Source organism: Alkalicoccobacillus plakortidis (assembly GCF_023703085.1).
Taxonomy (GTDB): domain Bacteria; phylum Bacillota; class Bacilli; order Bacillales; family Bacillaceae_D; genus Alkalicoccobacillus; species Alkalicoccobacillus plakortidis.
Map to the genome: position 1 here is coordinate 2,553,466 of NZ_JAMQJY010000001.1, position 15,067 is coordinate 2,568,532.

17 protein-coding genes and 1 pseudogene are annotated in these 15,067 nt (G+C 39.9%); 6 read left to right on the top strand and 12 right to left on the bottom strand.

Translation table 11 applies throughout. The features are described from left to right. Window positions 1-129 precede the first annotated feature (129 nt). The 5 genes from NDM98_RS13385 to NDM98_RS13405 form a co-directional block, all read right to left on the bottom strand. Window positions 130-756, bottom strand: a complete 627-nt coding sequence (locus NDM98_RS13385; RefSeq protein ID WP_251608447.1) for a hypothetical protein — start codon at window positions 754-756, stop codon at window positions 130-132. Beyond that, a complete protein-coding gene (locus NDM98_RS13390; RefSeq protein WP_251608449.1) occupies window positions 749-1,615 on the bottom strand; it encodes an ATP-binding cassette domain-containing protein in 867 nt (288 codons plus the stop codon). The genes NDM98_RS13385 and NDM98_RS13390 overlap by 8 nt, the downstream gene beginning before the upstream one ends. Beyond that, entirely contained in the window at window positions 1,612-2,115 is a 504-nt protein-coding gene (locus NDM98_RS13395) for a hypothetical protein (RefSeq protein WP_251608452.1), read from the bottom strand. The genes NDM98_RS13390 and NDM98_RS13395 overlap by 4 nt, the downstream gene beginning before the upstream one ends. 49 nt (window positions 2,116-2,164) lie before the next feature. Next, the gene (locus tag NDM98_RS13400; protein WP_251608455.1) at window positions 2,165-3,604 is read right to left on the bottom strand and encodes an ABC transporter permease; all 1,440 of its coding nucleotides are present in this window, start codon (window positions 3,602-3,604) and stop codon (window positions 2,165-2,167) included. 216 nt (window positions 3,605-3,820) lie between these two features. Continuing rightward, window positions 3,821-6,499: a cation-transporting P-type ATPase gene (locus tag NDM98_RS13405; protein ID WP_308807722.1), complete on the bottom strand. Its 2,679-nt coding sequence runs from the start codon at window positions 6,497-6,499 to the stop codon at window positions 3,821-3,823. A 237-nt stretch (window positions 6,500-6,736) separates the two neighbouring features. Here NDM98_RS13405 and NDM98_RS13410 point away from each other — a divergent pair, with 237 nt between their 5' ends. After that, on the top strand, window positions 6,737-7,147 hold the full coding sequence (locus NDM98_RS13410; RefSeq protein ID WP_251608460.1) for a hypothetical protein: 411 nt from the start codon (window positions 6,737-6,739) through the stop codon (window positions 7,145-7,147). Here the strand turns inward: NDM98_RS13410 and NDM98_RS13415 are convergent. From NDM98_RS13415 to NDM98_RS13425, 3 genes are read right to left on the bottom strand one after another with little or no spacing between them, the layout of a single operon-like run. Continuing rightward, a complete protein-coding gene (locus tag NDM98_RS13415) occupies window positions 7,144-7,566 on the bottom strand; it encodes a WapI family immunity protein (RefSeq protein WP_251608462.1) in 423 nt (140 codons plus the stop codon). The two genes, NDM98_RS13410 and NDM98_RS13415, sit on opposite strands and share 4 nt — an antisense overlap. Window positions 7,567-7,599: 33 nt before the next feature. Beyond that, window positions 7,600-8,820, bottom strand: coding sequence for an amidohydrolase (locus tag NDM98_RS13420; RefSeq protein WP_251608465.1), 1,221 nt, complete (start codon window positions 8,818-8,820; stop codon window positions 7,600-7,602). Continuing rightward, complete coding sequence (locus tag NDM98_RS13425; RefSeq protein WP_251608468.1) at window positions 8,813-10,057, bottom strand: amidohydrolase; 1,245 nt, start codon at window positions 10,055-10,057, stop codon at window positions 8,813-8,815. The genes NDM98_RS13420 and NDM98_RS13425 overlap by 8 nt, the downstream gene beginning before the upstream one ends. Before the next feature lie 121 nt (window positions 10,058-10,178). Here NDM98_RS13425 and NDM98_RS13430 point away from each other — a divergent pair, with 121 nt between their 5' ends. The 5 genes from NDM98_RS13430 (at window position 10,179) to NDM98_RS13445 (ending at window position 12,222) form a co-directional block, all read left to right on the top strand. Then, window positions 10,179-10,472, top strand: coding sequence for a LysR family transcriptional regulator (locus tag NDM98_RS13430; RefSeq protein WP_251608471.1), 294 nt, complete (start codon window positions 10,179-10,181; stop codon window positions 10,470-10,472). After that, window positions 10,423-11,055 (top strand): LysR family transcriptional regulator substrate-binding protein, encoded by a 633-nt coding sequence (locus NDM98_RS13435; protein ID WP_251608474.1) that lies wholly within the window; start codon window positions 10,423-10,425, stop codon window positions 11,053-11,055. The genes NDM98_RS13430 and NDM98_RS13435 overlap by 50 nt, the downstream gene beginning before the upstream one ends. Before the next feature lie 70 nt (window positions 11,056-11,125). After that, on the top strand, window positions 11,126-11,647 hold the full coding sequence (locus NDM98_RS13440; protein ID WP_251608477.1) for a hypothetical protein: 522 nt from the start codon (window positions 11,126-11,128) through the stop codon (window positions 11,645-11,647). Window positions 11,648-11,683: 36 nt separating this feature from the next. Then, window positions 11,684-11,815, top strand: a complete 132-nt coding sequence (locus tag NDM98_RS23550; RefSeq protein ID WP_285803926.1) for a hypothetical protein — start codon at window positions 11,684-11,686, stop codon at window positions 11,813-11,815. Beyond that, window positions 11,812-12,222 (top strand): YcxB family protein, encoded by a 411-nt coding sequence (locus NDM98_RS13445; protein ID WP_251608480.1) that lies wholly within the window; start codon window positions 11,812-11,814, stop codon window positions 12,220-12,222. Before NDM98_RS23550 ends, NDM98_RS13445 begins: the two co-directional genes overlap by 4 nt. A 71-nt stretch (window positions 12,223-12,293) precedes the next feature. Here the strand turns inward: NDM98_RS13445 and NDM98_RS13450 are convergent. The 4 genes and pseudogenes from NDM98_RS13450 to NDM98_RS13465 form a co-directional block, all read right to left on the bottom strand. Beyond that, window positions 12,294-12,745 (bottom strand): annotated as a pseudogene (locus NDM98_RS13450) (helix-turn-helix domain-containing protein). A 272-nt stretch (window positions 12,746-13,017) separates the two neighbouring features. Beyond that, a complete protein-coding gene (locus NDM98_RS13455) occupies window positions 13,018-14,286 on the bottom strand; it encodes a methyl-accepting chemotaxis protein (RefSeq protein ID WP_251608483.1) in 1,269 nt (422 codons plus the stop codon). Window positions 14,287-14,299: 13 nt separating this feature from the next. Then, window positions 14,300-14,680, bottom strand: a complete 381-nt coding sequence (locus NDM98_RS13460; RefSeq protein ID WP_251608485.1) for a hypothetical protein — start codon at window positions 14,678-14,680, stop codon at window positions 14,300-14,302. Window positions 14,681-14,683: 3 nt separating this feature from the next. Then, entirely contained in the window at window positions 14,684-15,061 is a 378-nt protein-coding gene (locus tag NDM98_RS13465; protein ID WP_251608487.1) for a carboxymuconolactone decarboxylase family protein, read from the bottom strand. Window positions 15,062-15,067: the final 6 nt, after the last annotated feature.

The window sequence follows — 15,067 nt, forward strand, 5'->3', positions numbered from 1 at the left end:
TATGAAGATGGTCAATTTTCTATGAATTTCAAGGGAAAGAGAATGACGTATCAGAAGAACGAATACGTGAGGTACAACCAGTGGTAACTGAAATTTTTTAAAGCCTGTCTGAACAGGCTTTTTAGGAATTTACCTTTTTGCAATCGTCCTCCACAACTGAAGCACAGATAAAAACACTCCAAGTCCTAAGAATATAAATTTCAAATTCATCTCCATTCCATAAACAGGTCCCAGAAAAACGAAAAGATGGGGCCATGGCATAAATGTTCCTTGCGTGACCACTTCGGTTAGCGTATATGTAGCGACGATGGCTATTGTCAGTTCAAGGCTCTCTATAAGGGTTAATAATGCAAGTCCAATAAGTTGATAGAAGACAAATAATATAATAAGGTGCGCAATGATTGTTCCATCAAAAAATTCCGCCTCATTCTTCCAACTAATAAAACCTACAAAAAGCAGTAGGACAAATCCATGAAGAGAGACGTACCGACCTATATCTACAAGTACTTTTTTCTGATGGATTGGAACTAATGTGTCTTTTGCTCCGTCCTCATAGAGGCTGCTGTAAAGACTAATTAAATGCAAGCTAGCCATGGGAATGGCTATGCCTTGCAGGAAGGCATATGTTAAATAAGGATCTGAAAAACCTCGCCATATTATCAAAAGTAATGTAAGAAGGTAGCCCACGAGAGGAATGAAATACAATGACCCGAGCAGCTTCAAATCGAATCTAAAGTAATAAAGAACTCTATTCATGACGTACCTCTTTAAGTAAGGCTAAGTATCCGTCCATTAATCGTGGCTTTACTCTACTTCCTTTGTCCGAATTCTCGGAAAATACTCTCACATTAATATGAGTATCTTCATCATCCATCTGAATCACGTCCTCAGAGTAAATAACTTGATCCAACTCCTCTGGTTTCACGCTAATCTCATAAATGATGTCTTTTGCCAGACTCTTTAGTTCTGATGGTGTGCCTTCAAAAAGAACATGCCCTTCCCGAATGATTCCAATATGGGTACAAAGGAACTCAATATCTTCAACGAGATGAGATGAAATAATTACGGTATGGGTTTGACCTAGTTTTTTTAATAGATTGCGAAAGCGAATGCGCTCTTCAATGTCTAAGCCTGCTGTAGGTTCGTCGAATAACAAGACAGAAGGATTCCGCAATAGAAGCTGGGCTATACCTACCCTTCGCCTCATTCCTCCTGATAACGCCTTCATTTTTTTGTGTGTATATACACTTAAGTTTACGTCCTCCACTACTTTATTAATGATGGTAGGAATGTTAATCGGTTTTTCTCCTTGGAGATGGGCTATATGCTCTAACACTTCATAAATTGTTAACTCCGGATAGACCATAAAATCTTGAGACATATACCCGATCACGTCGGTTCGTTTGACATAAGAGCTTCTACTAATAAGATCATCATCTGCATACACGTTACCATCCTGAAAATCTTCTAAACCAGCTAAGACTTTCATTAACGTCGTTTTCCCCGCTCCATTCGGTCCGAGTAACCCGTACACACCAGTAAACGACAACTGAACATCAGTTAGGATGTATTGTTTACGTATGAACTTTGTTAGACCTTTAACTGCTATATTCATTGTGCTTTCATCTCCTCCATCAGGCTAGTAACCTCAATCCAAGTCCATGACTCATCCATATCCGTGTACCACGCATCTAAAAAGGATCTCTTGACATCAATGGATAAGGCGTCAAAATCAGCATAGAGTTGATTAAATGCAGTCTCTAGATCATCATCAAATCCCATTGCATCTACACTAAGTCCTGGCCACTCAACTTCTACGTTTAATTCCCCTCTAATAAATTGGCTTGTCATATTGGTCCACTCAAAAAAGAGTTCTGTATTCCCTCTTTTCGGAATCATTAATTCAATTAAATTTTTCTCGAAATCTTTGCTTGTATTAAAATCAACCACTGAAGTTGTGCTATGTGTTTGATAGATCATGTGGTCTTTCGTCAGAAGAGAATTCAATCCATAGTTAGAAAACACAACTTTTTTCGGGATCTCTTGAATATCGATCGTCATCATTGCTTGCAGCTCATCGATGATTAATTCCCAGTGAGTTAAAACTTCACTCACTCGTTCCTCCATCTTGACCCAATCTGATGGATAGGTAATTTCATAGTCATTATAGGTGAGTTGCTTGGCCTTGCCCTCTTAAAAGAGTGACTGCTTGTGCTTCTCCTTCATAATGGTCACCTTTCAGTTCTAGATTTGTGAATAGGATACGATCAGTCTTCACCTTAAACTCATAGACCTCAGGGGTAAAAAGAGAATCGCTTAATTTAGGATATGAATTCGGCATATATGGATTAGCTTTATCAATGTACATGTGTTCATGAGATCTCTTTGGATACCATGCATAGTTAGCAAGGAGCGTTGTTTTGTTTGCACTATAAGGGATATATGAAGTATCAACCAACTGGTAAGATATTGACAAACTCTCAAACTCTTTTGTCTCACTATAAACCTTTATGATATCTCCCTCTCTTTCGAATAGAACCTCACGATTATCTATGCTAACTGATACTACTGGATAGGCGTGATACAACTGAAAGGTAGGAGTGTTTGTATGTGTCTTATTGAATGTAATAGATGCATCGACTTTATTTTGATTCATATTAATTTGATAGCTTTTAATCTCGTAATCTAAGTCGGTAGGAGCTTCCCTTAGGCTTTGATAATATGAAGTTTCTTCTGTGGCAGCAAAATTGAATGAGTTCTTGCTGAAGTGTAACACTCCATAACCTGAACCTATAGCCAAGACAAATAAAATGAGCGCACTGATCCACGTCGCTCTTTTCTCTCGGTTAACTGAAGTCCACTTAACGGCTAAGAGTAAGATTATGATTGTAAGCAATAAGAACCAAGTCAATAATGTAAGCTCATTTCCAACGTCAAGATTAAACCCTATATAGGAAAGGTAAATTAGATGCATGCTCTCTGGACCAATGCTTAATAGGGGAAACAAATCATTGGCCGATACTTGCGTAAAAAAGTCTCGAAAAATCTCCTGGTTTATCACTCCTGTAAACAACCAAATCATAAGAATCGCGATTATGGCAATCTTTCGTTTTTCAAAAATTATCGCTACCAAGATTCCATAAAAGAAGAGAAGAATGATTGGTCCTAGCATATAAACGATTAAAAAACGCAACAAAGACAGATAAAAAACAGAAAACTCAATTCCAATCAATGCATACACACCTGAGTACATCATAAAAACAAGGAATGTTATACCTAGCTGAAGAACAACGTGAACAAGTAGCAGTGCGCTCATTTTTTCGAGCATGATCTTATAGCCATCTACAAAGATATTCTGTATACCGTACAAGATCTCATTTGAAAATAACCGATAAAAGAAGAGTATGTAAAGGATTGAAACGGCTTGAACAACAACTACAATATCAGCCGGTAGTTGTCCGTAATCTTCTTGATCAAACCATGTGTTTAGATATAAATAGATTCGACTGATAATCAGGATAATAGCCATCAAACTAGCTATTATATATAACTTACTTTTCATTACTTGTCTGAAGTAAAAACGAAACAGATATCTCCAACGCATAAAACACCTACTTATATTGGATAAGAAAATGAGGCATAGCTCCTTCTCTTATGAGTATCCTTCAATTTACACATGGTAAAATAGTCTCAAAATGCTTTGTTCTTTCTTATATTTCTTCATTAAATCCCAAATTCCTCCAACAAAAAAGCCGAAATAGACATCATCGTCTACTTCGGCTTTTCGCTTATAAAACAGCCCTCTAACATTTGATTAGGCTTAGCTCGTCACTCGTTTTTTCCTAATGCTTTTCGTAATAACCTTCTCAATCTCCACAATCACAAACACAATCAGACCCATTAATAAGGGAATGCCCCATTCTGAGAGATCAATTGGTGCCGTTTGAAACACCGTATTCATAAACGGAATATAGGTGAGGCCCAGCTGCAGCACAATGAGAATACCTGCAACTAAAAACACCGCTTTATTTTTAAAGAAATCTTTGTTGAACGCAAAACCGAGTTCACTTCGGCAGTTAAACAAATAAAACAGTTGTGCCATCACAAACATTTGTAAGATGACTGTTTGCAGGTCACTGCCGCTGTAGCCTTGGTTTTGCATAAAGGTGTTCATCCACAACGTTCCGATACCAATCATGATGGAAACGTATGAGATTCTAAACAAATAATATTTTGACAGTAATGATGATTTAGGATCACGAGGCGGCCGGTCCATGGAGCCTTTTTCCAGATGTTCAAAGGCAAGTCCGAGGGAGACGGTAATGGCCACAACCATGTTGACCCAAAGGATTTGAACGGGAGTAAGCGGCATGGTCATCCCTAAAAAGATACTCGCGATTATGAGAATACCTCCCGCACCATTTGTTGGCAGAATAAAGAGGATCGTTTTCTTTACATTATCATAGACCCTTCTACCTTCCTCCACTGCATGAACAATCGTTTGGAAGTTATCATCGGCCAAAACCATCTTCGCAGCGTCCTTGGTCACTTCGGTTCCTTTAATACCCATCGCTACCCCAATGTCTGCACGCTTAAGGGCTGCTGCGTCATTCACGCCATCACCTGTCATCGCACAAATGTGACCAAGCTTCTGCAATGCTTTTACGAGGCGCAGCTTATTCTCTGGGTTGGTTCTTGCAAAGATGTGGGTAGACTCTGCAGCTACCTCTAGCTCTTCGTCGGTCATTTTATCTAATTCGCGACCGGTTAATGCGCGTGTTCCATCACCAATACCAAGTTGTTTGCCAATGGCTTTTGCCGTATCTGCATGGTCTCCGGTAATCATTTTTACTTGAATACCTGCTTTGGTACACGTCTTAACAGCTTGCATGGCTTCTTCTCTAGGTGGATCAATAATTCCTGCGATACCAAGGAAGTTCATGCCTTCATCTAGATCATGATGACCAATGGAATCCATATCTGCAGAAACCTTTTTATAGGCGGCACCTATGACCCGTTCCCCTTCTTTTGCACGAAGGGACATCTGGTCTTCCCAATAAGAAAGGTTGAAATCGGCTTGAGTGTTTTTCTGAACCATTTCAAAAACGCGGTCAGGAGCCCCTTTCACAAAGATAAAACGTTCCTGGTCCACTTCGGCGAGAACCGCCATATACTTATATTCCGAATCAAAAGGAATTTTAGATATGATTTTGTAACTAGGCATCTCCATATCAGACTTGCGGGCAAGTGTTAAAAAGCAGCCATCTGTTGGATCGCCGTCAATTGTCCAATGCCCTGTCTCATTCTGACGTAAATTGGCGTCATTACATATCTGTACACTAGCCAGGAAGCGCCTCAGCACTTCATCTGCATCTTCCGTACGCTGTTCACCATTTAACGTAATGTCGCCATCTGGAGCATAACCTGTGCCAGAAACGTCATATTTCGCTGCTGTTGTCTCAACATTGGTAACCGTCATTTCATTTTTGGTTAGTGTTCCTGTTTTATCTGAACAAATCACTGAAACGGAACCAAGTGTCTCTACAGACGGTAAACTCCGAATAATGGCGTTACGCTTCGCCATACGCTGTACACCTACAGCAAGAATGATCGAAAGAACAGCCGGTAGTCCCTCTGGGATAGCAGCCACTGCTAACGCGATAACAGAAAGCAGCAGTTCACCTGCTGGGAAGTCCCTGATAAAGTAACCGAATAAAAACATCACGACCGCGACACCAACCACAAACAGTGCAATTGTTTTTCCAAATGCACCAATCTGGCGTAATAATGGCGTCTGCAAATCCTCTACATCTGAAATCGCTTGGTTAATCTTGCCAAGTTCTGTTTCTGCACCAATCGCTGTCACAATCCCGACGCCACTGCCCGCAGCGACAGATGTACCTGAAAACGCCATGTTGATTCGGTCATTTAAGACTGTATCTGATTCAAGCACCTTCAATTCTTTGTCTACAGCCGTCGATTCTCCAGTGAGTGCTGACTCTTCAACCCGTAAGTTATGAGCATCCACTAGTCGGAGATCAGCTGGTACTTTGTCGCCGGCACTCAAAATCACCACGTCTCCAACAACCACCTCGGCTGCATCAACTTCCAGACGTTCATTATTTCTTCTTATATTTGCCGTTAAACTAAGTAGCGCTTTGATCCCATTTAACGCTTTTTCCGCTTGATTCTCTTGGAAATAGCCAATAAATGCATTAATTATGGTTACTAGCAAGATGACGCTAGTATCTATGTAATGACCTAACAGAGCGGTAATAACAGCTGCCCCAAGTAGTACATAAATAAGGACATCATTAAAATGGCTTAAGAATTTTTTGATTTTCGATTCTGCTTGTTTCTCGGGAAGTTCATTGCGTCCATCCTTCTCTAAACGCTTCTGGGACTCCTCAGTGGATAATCCTGTTTCTTTCTGTGTACCTAGAGCTTGTTCTATTTCATCTACATCCATGTTATACCACTTGTTCTCCAAATTCCTCACCCCGTTTCACAGATTAATCAATTTCTATTATACACAGAGAAATGTTGGATAATGCATCCATCCACACTCTTCTATAGTATTACTAACTGATTAACATAAAAAGCGTACTTAAGCTGATTGTTTGGAAAAGAGGATGCTGGGATTTGAATTTAATACTCTTCAACCCATACTAAAATCATCCAATGATGATACGATTGATCAGGAAAATTTAGTATAATGTAGCTAGAGGTGAAATGATTGTTAAAACGAAAATTCCTTGCTGCATTGATCACTTTTGTACTATCTACATTATGTATTGCTTTAATGTCTCCTCCTTCTACAATGTTAGGTGACGAAAGACATCTTATTTCTGATTTACACATTAGCGGCTTATACGTGTTGGGTGGTATCCTATTCTACCTTCTACCTGTAACTTTTTTGATTGAATGGATTACATACAAGGCTAGTTTTGCTCGATTCGCGTTATCATTAAATTTACATCTCCTATTCAGTTTTCTAACGGTTTTCTTCTTATTGCTTCTTTTTGTGTTTGCTATGCTTGTGTTCGCCATATACTTTATCACTGATGAATGTCTTAGAATGCTTGATAAAAAGGGTCCACACAAACTAAGCAAATATATGCTTCGTCCATTTAAACGATTGATCTAAGCTTGTCCAAGCTTTGCGAAGATGTCCTTTAATTCATCAATTGTTTTTGGCAGGTAGCTTTGATCTAGTTGAAATTCAAACGCTAATTTATTTTTCACACTTGGTAGGTCTTGAATATACCCCTCCACGTTCAGTTGACCGAGTGAGTGCAAGGTCACTTCAATATAGAACGACTCTTCTACATTTGAGAAAATGACCTTGCCTTTTAATTCTTGATAGACCTCATTCAGCTCTTGATATAGTAAATACACGTTTTTCAATGAGATCCATATACCCGCTTGATGCACGCAATACTTTCCACTTTGGATGGTTAATTCGCTCTCAACCTCATCATAGATATCCTGCACGTCTGTCTCATGATGAGGAATGGTTATTTCAATAATGTTTGGGCTTTCCCCAATTTTAAATGTATGAGCCACTATGTTTAAAACCTCCACGTTGTATAACTCTTTCTAAACACCTGCAGTGATTTGTCCCTTAAACACCGTCATTTCCGGTCTAATACGTCTCGCCACCAGTTCTGCAGAGGATTCGGCTGGAACAAGTATAAAGCTCGCTTCGTCCCCTTTTTTTAGCCACTCTGGTCTGCCTTCTTTCGTTAAGCATGCCTTGGGACACGTAATGTAGTTTAAGCTTTGGGCTAACTCCCATTCGTCACTCCACCTTGAAGCTTCTGCTAGGCGGCTTACTCTTTCGATAAGATCACCATTGCCAAATGGAGACCAAAGGTCAAAGATGTTATCACAACCAACTAATACCTTCACTCCTTGCTCCTCCAAAAATGCTACAGGAGGAAATGGTCTGCTGATCGGTACACTTGTGATAATCGTAATCCCTGCTTTCGCTAACCAATCGGTTGTCTCCTTGAGCTGCTTTGGTGGAATATCTGCTAGACCAAAGGCATGACTTATGAATACGTTCTGCTGCAAATCAGCTTCTATCACTAATTGAGCAAGTCGTTTCATTGTGAAGGTTCCCAAATAATCAGCATCATGTAAATGCAGATCAATGCCTACTTGAAATTCCTTTGCCAATTGAACCATGGTCTGCAATGATTTCTCGATATCGCCGTCCACAGAGGCTGGATCGACTCCTCCTATATAGCGAACCTGATTATATGCTAAAGCTTTCCGTAAAAGCTCGATGGTTTCGTCTTTTAAGAGGCCATGCTGTGGGAAGGCAACGATTTCTACGTCTAGTTTATTCTCAAACGTTTGGATCGCTTTGATGACTTCCTCTAGATTCGTAAGACCAACCTCTGGATAGATATCAACATGCGTCCTTACATGAGTCACACCATTTTGAACATACGTATCAAGCAGTCGTTCTGCTCGTTCCTGTGTTGTTGTGTTCAGGTGTGGGAGGATACTCTTTTCCAATTCAAAGCGTTCAAAAATGGACGTTACTCTTTTCACAGGGCGCCATTTCTCTCCAAGTAATGTCTTATCAAGGTGACAGTGCTTTTCAACTAAGGAAGGTAATAAGAGCAATCCTTTTCCATCCATCTGTGTTTCGGCCTCATCCAGACTATCGCTAGTCGGAAGGACCTCTTCCACCAAGCCATTGACGATCTTCACATGTATAGACTCCGTTTTTGTTCCAACGTAGTGTCCTTCCTCCTGGTGAAAACCTGATTCGATTCTGACGTTTTTGAGCCAATATGAATCATTCATGAGTCTGCCCCTCCTCTAGATCCATCTTATTTACAATCATTTCGCCTTTAAAAAACACAGCTTTTCTCTCTGCACGTCTTGCCACAGCCTCTGCACTACATGTCGCATCAACGAATACGAAATCAGCTGGTGTAACAAGTGTTGGCCAGACCCTGCTTCCTTCCTGGTCAAGAGGTGTTTTATGTCCCGTAATAAAAGTGAGAGCTTGATGTAAGGAGTTCTCATCCTTCTTTCCAAACCGTTCAGCATAAACAGTCGCTTTGTCCAAGCTATCGCCAGTCCCAAATGGAGACCAATGATCGGTAATGCTATCCGCACCTAAAGAGATATTCACTCCTTGTTTGTGAAGAAAAGGTATGGGAATCGTTTTACCTAGAGAGACAGTGGAGGTAATGTCTATTTTCTGTTCATTTAGAATCTGAGCCATCTCTGACAGCTCACTCTCACGAATATCTGCAAGCGCCAGAGCATGACTTATGGTAACGCGTCCTTGCATCTTTGCTTCTTTTGTAAGAGCAGCAAGACGCTTCATCGTAAACAAGCCTAGATGACCGCTATCATGTAGGTGTAAATCGATGCCTGCATCCGCCTGCACAGCTAATTCCATCATGGTCTGTAAGGAATGTTCAATGTCTGTGTCAATGGTTGCAGGATCCACTCCACCAACAAATGAAGCTCCATTTTTTAATGCTTCCTGTACATAAATACGTGCTTGTCCTCTAATCAAGCCTTGCTGTGGGAAGGCTACAATCTCAATATCCGCTTTGTCTTTATAAGTCTCTCTCGCCTCAAGTGTTGCTTCTAACTGATGAAGTCCCTCTATCTGACCGACATTGCAGTGAGTACGAATGGTTGTTGTGCCTGAGTGAATCAGTAATTCAATGAGCTTTTCTGCACGCTCCTTTGTATAGGGTCTTAATTGTGGCAGTAATTGTTCTTCTTCCTGCAAGCGAGTAAAGATCCCACCTGGCGCGTTTGAAGGAGCCTTCCATGGACCACCATAAAACGTCTTATCTAAATGAATATGCATATCTCTAAACGATGGCATGAGTAATAAACCTTTTGCATCAATGTAAGTCACATTCTCTTTTGGTTGTTCTTCTTGTATCTTCACAATAGAACCTGATTCTATTTGAAGAAAGTAACGCTTTGTCTCAGTACCAACGACTTCATCATTCTGATAGATAAAGCCTGTTTCAAGTGAAACATTAAAGATCCAATATGTAGACGTATTCATTTGTACCCTCCTATAGAGCCTTTATCAAATGGTAGCACACCCTGTAAGGATTTCATTATATGAATAAAATGGAGTAAAGTAAGGTTTATCATATAGTAACAATGGTAGAGGATGAATGAGGATGGATATTAAGCAATTACGCTACTTTAAAGAGATCGTCGAGCAAGGAAACATCTCAGCCGCAGCAGAAAAACTATATATGTCTCAGCCCCCTTTGAGCCAGCAATTACGCTCATTGGAACAGGAACTAGACACGCTACTATTTCATCGACATGGACGAAGGCTTGAATTAACAGAGGCTTGGACGTTCTCTCTACCAATACACCATAGAAATCCTGCAGCTGACAGAAGAGGCCAAGCAGAATGTGAAGGATATTGGGGCAGGGTTAACAGGCACACTAAGCATTGGCATTAACACATTTTCTTCGACCGAATTATTGACTAGCATCCAACAATTTTATCAGTTGTATCCGAATGTTCATCTGAAGATCCAACAAAATGAATCCAGTCACCTTTGTCAGCTAGTAAAGGATCGCACGATTGAGATTGCTCTAATCAGACTACCTCTACACTTAAGTGAATTTGACGTTCTTCATGTAAAGGATGAACCCTTTTACTTTGTGACGTCTGACCAAACACCATTACACGATACAATCACATGGCCGCACATCAACGAGTATCCATTAATGTTACCAAGCTCAGAAGGATTAGGCGTGTACTCGTTAATCCGCGAACGCTTGGCCAAACGAGGAATAGATTCAACACTTATAGGGGAATGCTCTGACATTCAGCTACTCACCCAAATGATTGCTCGGAATATGACAAACGCCATTGTTCCTGAGGCCTTTGTGAAGCAGAACACCCATCCGACTATTAAAGCGTTACGAATAGTAGATGACGAACCTTTTATATCACCGGTAGGCTTAATCTGGTTAAAGAATCATAACCTCTCGAAGCCTGCAGAGAGGTTTGTGGATGAGCTTAAGAGATTGATTTAAGGGAAGAAACCAAAGCTCCCGTCATCTCGTATAAAGAACTATTACACTCAATAGAGAGGCGGCTAGATGAATGGCTTCTTTTTCAATGATAAAAAAAGACCACCAATTTCATGTACACGATTCTGACGGGATTGAACTTGCTGATATTCATGCGTTACAAGCAACGCATTTTGAAAAAGGACATGCATTCGTCTACACAAGTCGAACCGATGATCAATCTATTCACGTAGGCATTCAAAAAGGTCGATTGATCTTCGCAGACTATCTACTTCAAGTAGCTGACCGGACATTTTCCCTTCAGGACCATAAAGGAAAATCACTTCTTTATTTTGCAGTATCAGGTGTCATTAACGGGAAGAACATCTATATAGAAGAGGATTGGGATGGTCATATTGAGTTAAAAGTAGAGAAAGAGAAAATTGGCCTAATAATGCCATACACTTTTAGAAAAGGCGCAAAGATCGACATTTTTAATGAAGCGGATCAAGATTTTTACTTGCCGATCCTATCGCTTTTTTATTTTATGTTTCAGATTTATAAAAAAGAGTCCGAGTTTGTAGAGGATTTAATTGAAGAGGCATTAGATCTATGACAGAATGAACTTATTCGTAAGTGAAAGGGAGTTATCATGCCACCAAAACAAGAAGCAGGCCTTACTGCTGCAGGAACATTAACGTTTAAAGACTACAAGAAACATAATGCATATCACACGAGAAAAATAGTCATTAGGTATGCTATTTTTGCTTTTTTGCTGGAATGATTGTATTACCAATATTAGATCGTTCTGCGGCGGATAGCTGGATTTCAATGCTACCTATTCATGTGATTCAATCTTTGATTATTGCAGGTTTTGCAGCTTTATTTTTGAGTGGACTTTTACGATTTCGCATTCGTAGAGAGTACAAAAGTGATCGACTTATTAAAAATGAAATAAGATATATGATTACAAATGATGGAATTAATCAACAAGTAAAAAGTTCAAATTCTCATCTTGAATGGAACGACTTTATTGCAACTTTTGAACATAAGGACATGTTTCGTCTATACATATCTAAACATAAAGCAATTGTTTTACCTAAAAGATATTTTTCTTCAAATGAAGATAGGATCTCTTTTAAACATATCGTTGAAAAAAATATGCCTTCAAAAAAAGTTAAATGGAAATGAGCATACTAAAAAAGGGAGCTATGTTCTCCCCTTTTCTAGCTATATCAATTTGAACGAACGTACATAAGGCATTATCTATACTTCTCTTTTAATTGATCACTACCAAAACCACCAAAAGCCATCATAAAGAGTGGCAGAAAATTAATCACAAAATTTGATCGGCCTTCTAATATAAGAATGTTTGTATGGAAGAAATAATTTAATGCGAAAATGATTAGTTTTGATACTAATAAAAAGGCACCTAATAGAAAGACTGTATCGAAAAAAACCTTCCACTTTGGGTATGCTAATTGCTTACTATCTTGAATCACTTTTTCTTTCAATTCTTCATCACTCCTTAGTAATTCATCAATCGTAATACCAAATAAATCACTCAAATCAATAATGACCTCGATATTTGGATAGTTTTTTCCGGTCTCCCATTTTGAAACAGACTGACGACTCACATGCATTTTTTCAGCAAGCTCTGTTTGGACAAGCCCTTCTTCTCTCTTTCTTGTTTCAATCGTTCACTAAAATTCATGAATCTCATCGCCTTTCCTTAACAATCTCAGTATGGAAGAATGGAGCCGTTCAAGTAAAGCTAGTTGTAGGCGCATCAAGGTGCAACCTCTAGTTGCCACTTACATAATCCATATTTATCAGCGTTTTTTGGGGATATGATCTGTCTATTGTGTATCGCCATTTTTGAAATTATACAATAGCATCACACAACGAACATTCTTAGGAGCTTGGCTCTATATAAACAAAAGCACCGCCAAATGGCGATGCTTTTGTTGAATATAGATGGTTAGGTCACGCAGATTCTTTCTCTTCTTCGTGATCAAATGAAAGACCTTCATCTCTCATATGTCCGTTTGTCACACTAGCTAACGTTTCTGCAGAAGCTGAGATTTCCTCCATAGAGGCACTAAGCTCTTCTGTAACGGCAGCAGCGTTTTGTACAGCTCCGTTCGATTGAACAGCTACTGAAGACACTTCTTTCATTGTGTTCGAAACGTCTTCCATACTACCAGTTAACTCGCCAATAGATTCGGATAGGTCTTGAATAAACTCATCCACTTCTTGCGCGTTTTCATTAATCGTTTGAAAGACTGTTCCCATATCACGATTTAAGCCAATTCCAACTTGAACCGAATCGGCCCCTTTTTGAATCGCTTTAATCGCATCATTGCTGCCCTCTTGAACTTCCACGATAAGCTTTTGAATGTTCGCCGTTGCATCATTTGTTTGTTCAGCAAGCTTGCGGACCTCGTTTGCCACAATGGAAAATCCTCGACCATGCTCCCCTGCTCGCGCTGCTTCAATTGCAGCATTCAGTGCAAGTAGGTTCGTTTGTTTTGAAATACCTGTAATCAACAATAGAATCTGTTCGATTTCTGCTGTTTTCAAGCCCAAAGCTTCGATCTGTTCTCTTGATGACTGAACATCTTTACCGATTAAATCCATTTGTTCAATCGATTGCTTAACCGCTGTATTCCCTTGTTTTGCATTGGTATAGGTAGTACTTGACGCCTCTGCAACGAATTGAGTACTTTCGCTTATTTCTTTTAAGTTAAAGAAAATAAACGAAACGGTTTCATCGATCGACTTAATCGCATCCACTTGATCATTATTGTTTGATGCTAGTTCCTGCATCATTTTCGCAATATCTTCTACACCCGCACTTGTTTCACTTGAGGACACTTGCAGATGATTTGCAGCTTCCGCAGACTGGATTTTCCACTCATCATCACTCGCCACCTCCACTTGTTGGTGTTGGGGTTTCGTGTTTAAAGCATTTAAAAACTGAGCAAAATTGATTTTTTCACCTAAAAGGGACGATCCCTCCTCGACTAAACCTTGCTCCGCTTCTCGTAATGGACGAATCAGCTGTTTGTTAAAAATAAACGCAGTCACTCCAACTAGTACCCATACTAGGACAAGACCAGACCATAGAATGACGTTCCCGCTTAATCCTCCACCAAATAAGACAGTTAACAGCGAGATAAGCATAATGCCCGCCACTGTACCAATCATGAAGGCTTGTAGCTTTTTATGAAGTCTCTTTTTTTCTGTATTCAACCTGGCCAACCTCCTAGCTAATCTTTGCGTCAGATATTCCCACAAACTCAAGCGCTTGATCAATATCAGTGAACGCACGCACCATGTCATACGAACCTGATGTTTTAGACAGTCGGTTTAACTGCATCTTCAATGAAGCACTTGGAGTAATGGTTGCGTTTTTCTCAATTCTAGTTGATAACCATCCCATTAGTTCTCCCCACACAGCACTCACTTCAGGAGATGCAACGGAAGTCACATTACGGTTATCATTAAGGAATTTCTTGATTCCTGGTTTACTAATCTGGCTACGAACAAAATCAGCCTGCTCTTGAGCTTCTGCCGCTGTGCTAGCCATTTCTAGATATTTAAAATAAAACACGTCACCTTCAACTTTGTACTCATAATTTGCCATTTTCTATTCCCCCTGTTGGTTTTCTAAAAAATCTTTAAACACATGTACTGCGTGGATCGCCTTTGGAAATCCTGCATACGCACTACAGTGATTAATTAACTCTAAAATTTCTTCCTTCGACACGCCTACACGAAGCGCTGCATTAAAATGGTAGGTCAAACCTCTGCCATTATCACCTTGCGTAATTAATGAAGAGAGCGTAATAAGCGCGCGTTGCTTTTTATCAAGCGCATCGTCAAGATACACATCACCATATCCAAACTCTAGTGCAAGCTTTGCAAGCCTTGGAGAGAACTCCTCCACTGTTTTCATCGCTTGAATGCCTCTCTCACCAGCTAACTCATCAATCATCTTCCAACCTGCTGCTGCTTTCTCACTCATAAGATC

Excerpts from the sequence above, each read along its gene's own strand:
- NDM98_RS13385 (WP_251608447.1), bottom strand. The coding sequence starts at position 756 with ATGAATAGAGTTCTTTATTACTTTAGATTCGATTTGAAGCTGCTCGGG.
- NDM98_RS13390 (WP_251608449.1), bottom strand. The coding sequence starts at position 1,615 with ATGAATATAGCAGTTAAAGGTCTAACAAAGTTCATACGTAAACAATAC.
- NDM98_RS13400 (WP_251608455.1), bottom strand. The coding sequence starts at position 3,604 with ATGCGTTGGAGATATCTGTTTCGTTTTTACTTCAGACAAGTAATGAAA.
- NDM98_RS13420 (WP_251608465.1), bottom strand. The coding sequence starts at position 8,820 with ATGAATGATTCATATTGGCTCAAAAACGTCAGAATCGAATCAGGTTTT.
- NDM98_RS13425 (WP_251608468.1), bottom strand. The coding sequence starts at position 10,057 with ATGAATACGTCTACATATTGGATCTTTAATGTTTCACTTGAAACAGGC.
- NDM98_RS13430 (WP_251608471.1), top strand. The coding sequence starts at position 10,179 with ATGGATATTAAGCAATTACGCTACTTTAAAGAGATCGTCGAGCAAGGA.
- NDM98_RS13440 (WP_251608477.1), top strand. The coding sequence starts at position 11,126 with ATGGCTTCTTTTTCAATGATAAAAAAAGACCACCAATTTCATGTACAC.
- NDM98_RS23550 (WP_285803926.1), top strand. The coding sequence starts at position 11,684 with ATGCCACCAAAACAAGAAGCAGGCCTTACTGCTGCAGGAACATTAACG.
- NDM98_RS13445 (WP_251608480.1), top strand. The coding sequence starts at position 11,812 with ATGATTGTATTACCAATATTAGATCGTTCTGCGGCGGATAGCTGGATT.
- NDM98_RS13460 (WP_251608485.1), bottom strand. The coding sequence starts at position 14,680 with ATGGCAAATTATGAGTACAAAGTTGAAGGTGACGTGTTTTATTTTAAA.
- NDM98_RS13465 (WP_251608487.1), bottom strand. The coding sequence starts at position 15,061 with ATGAGTGAGAAAGCAGCAGCAGGTTGGAAGATGATTGATGAGTTAGCT.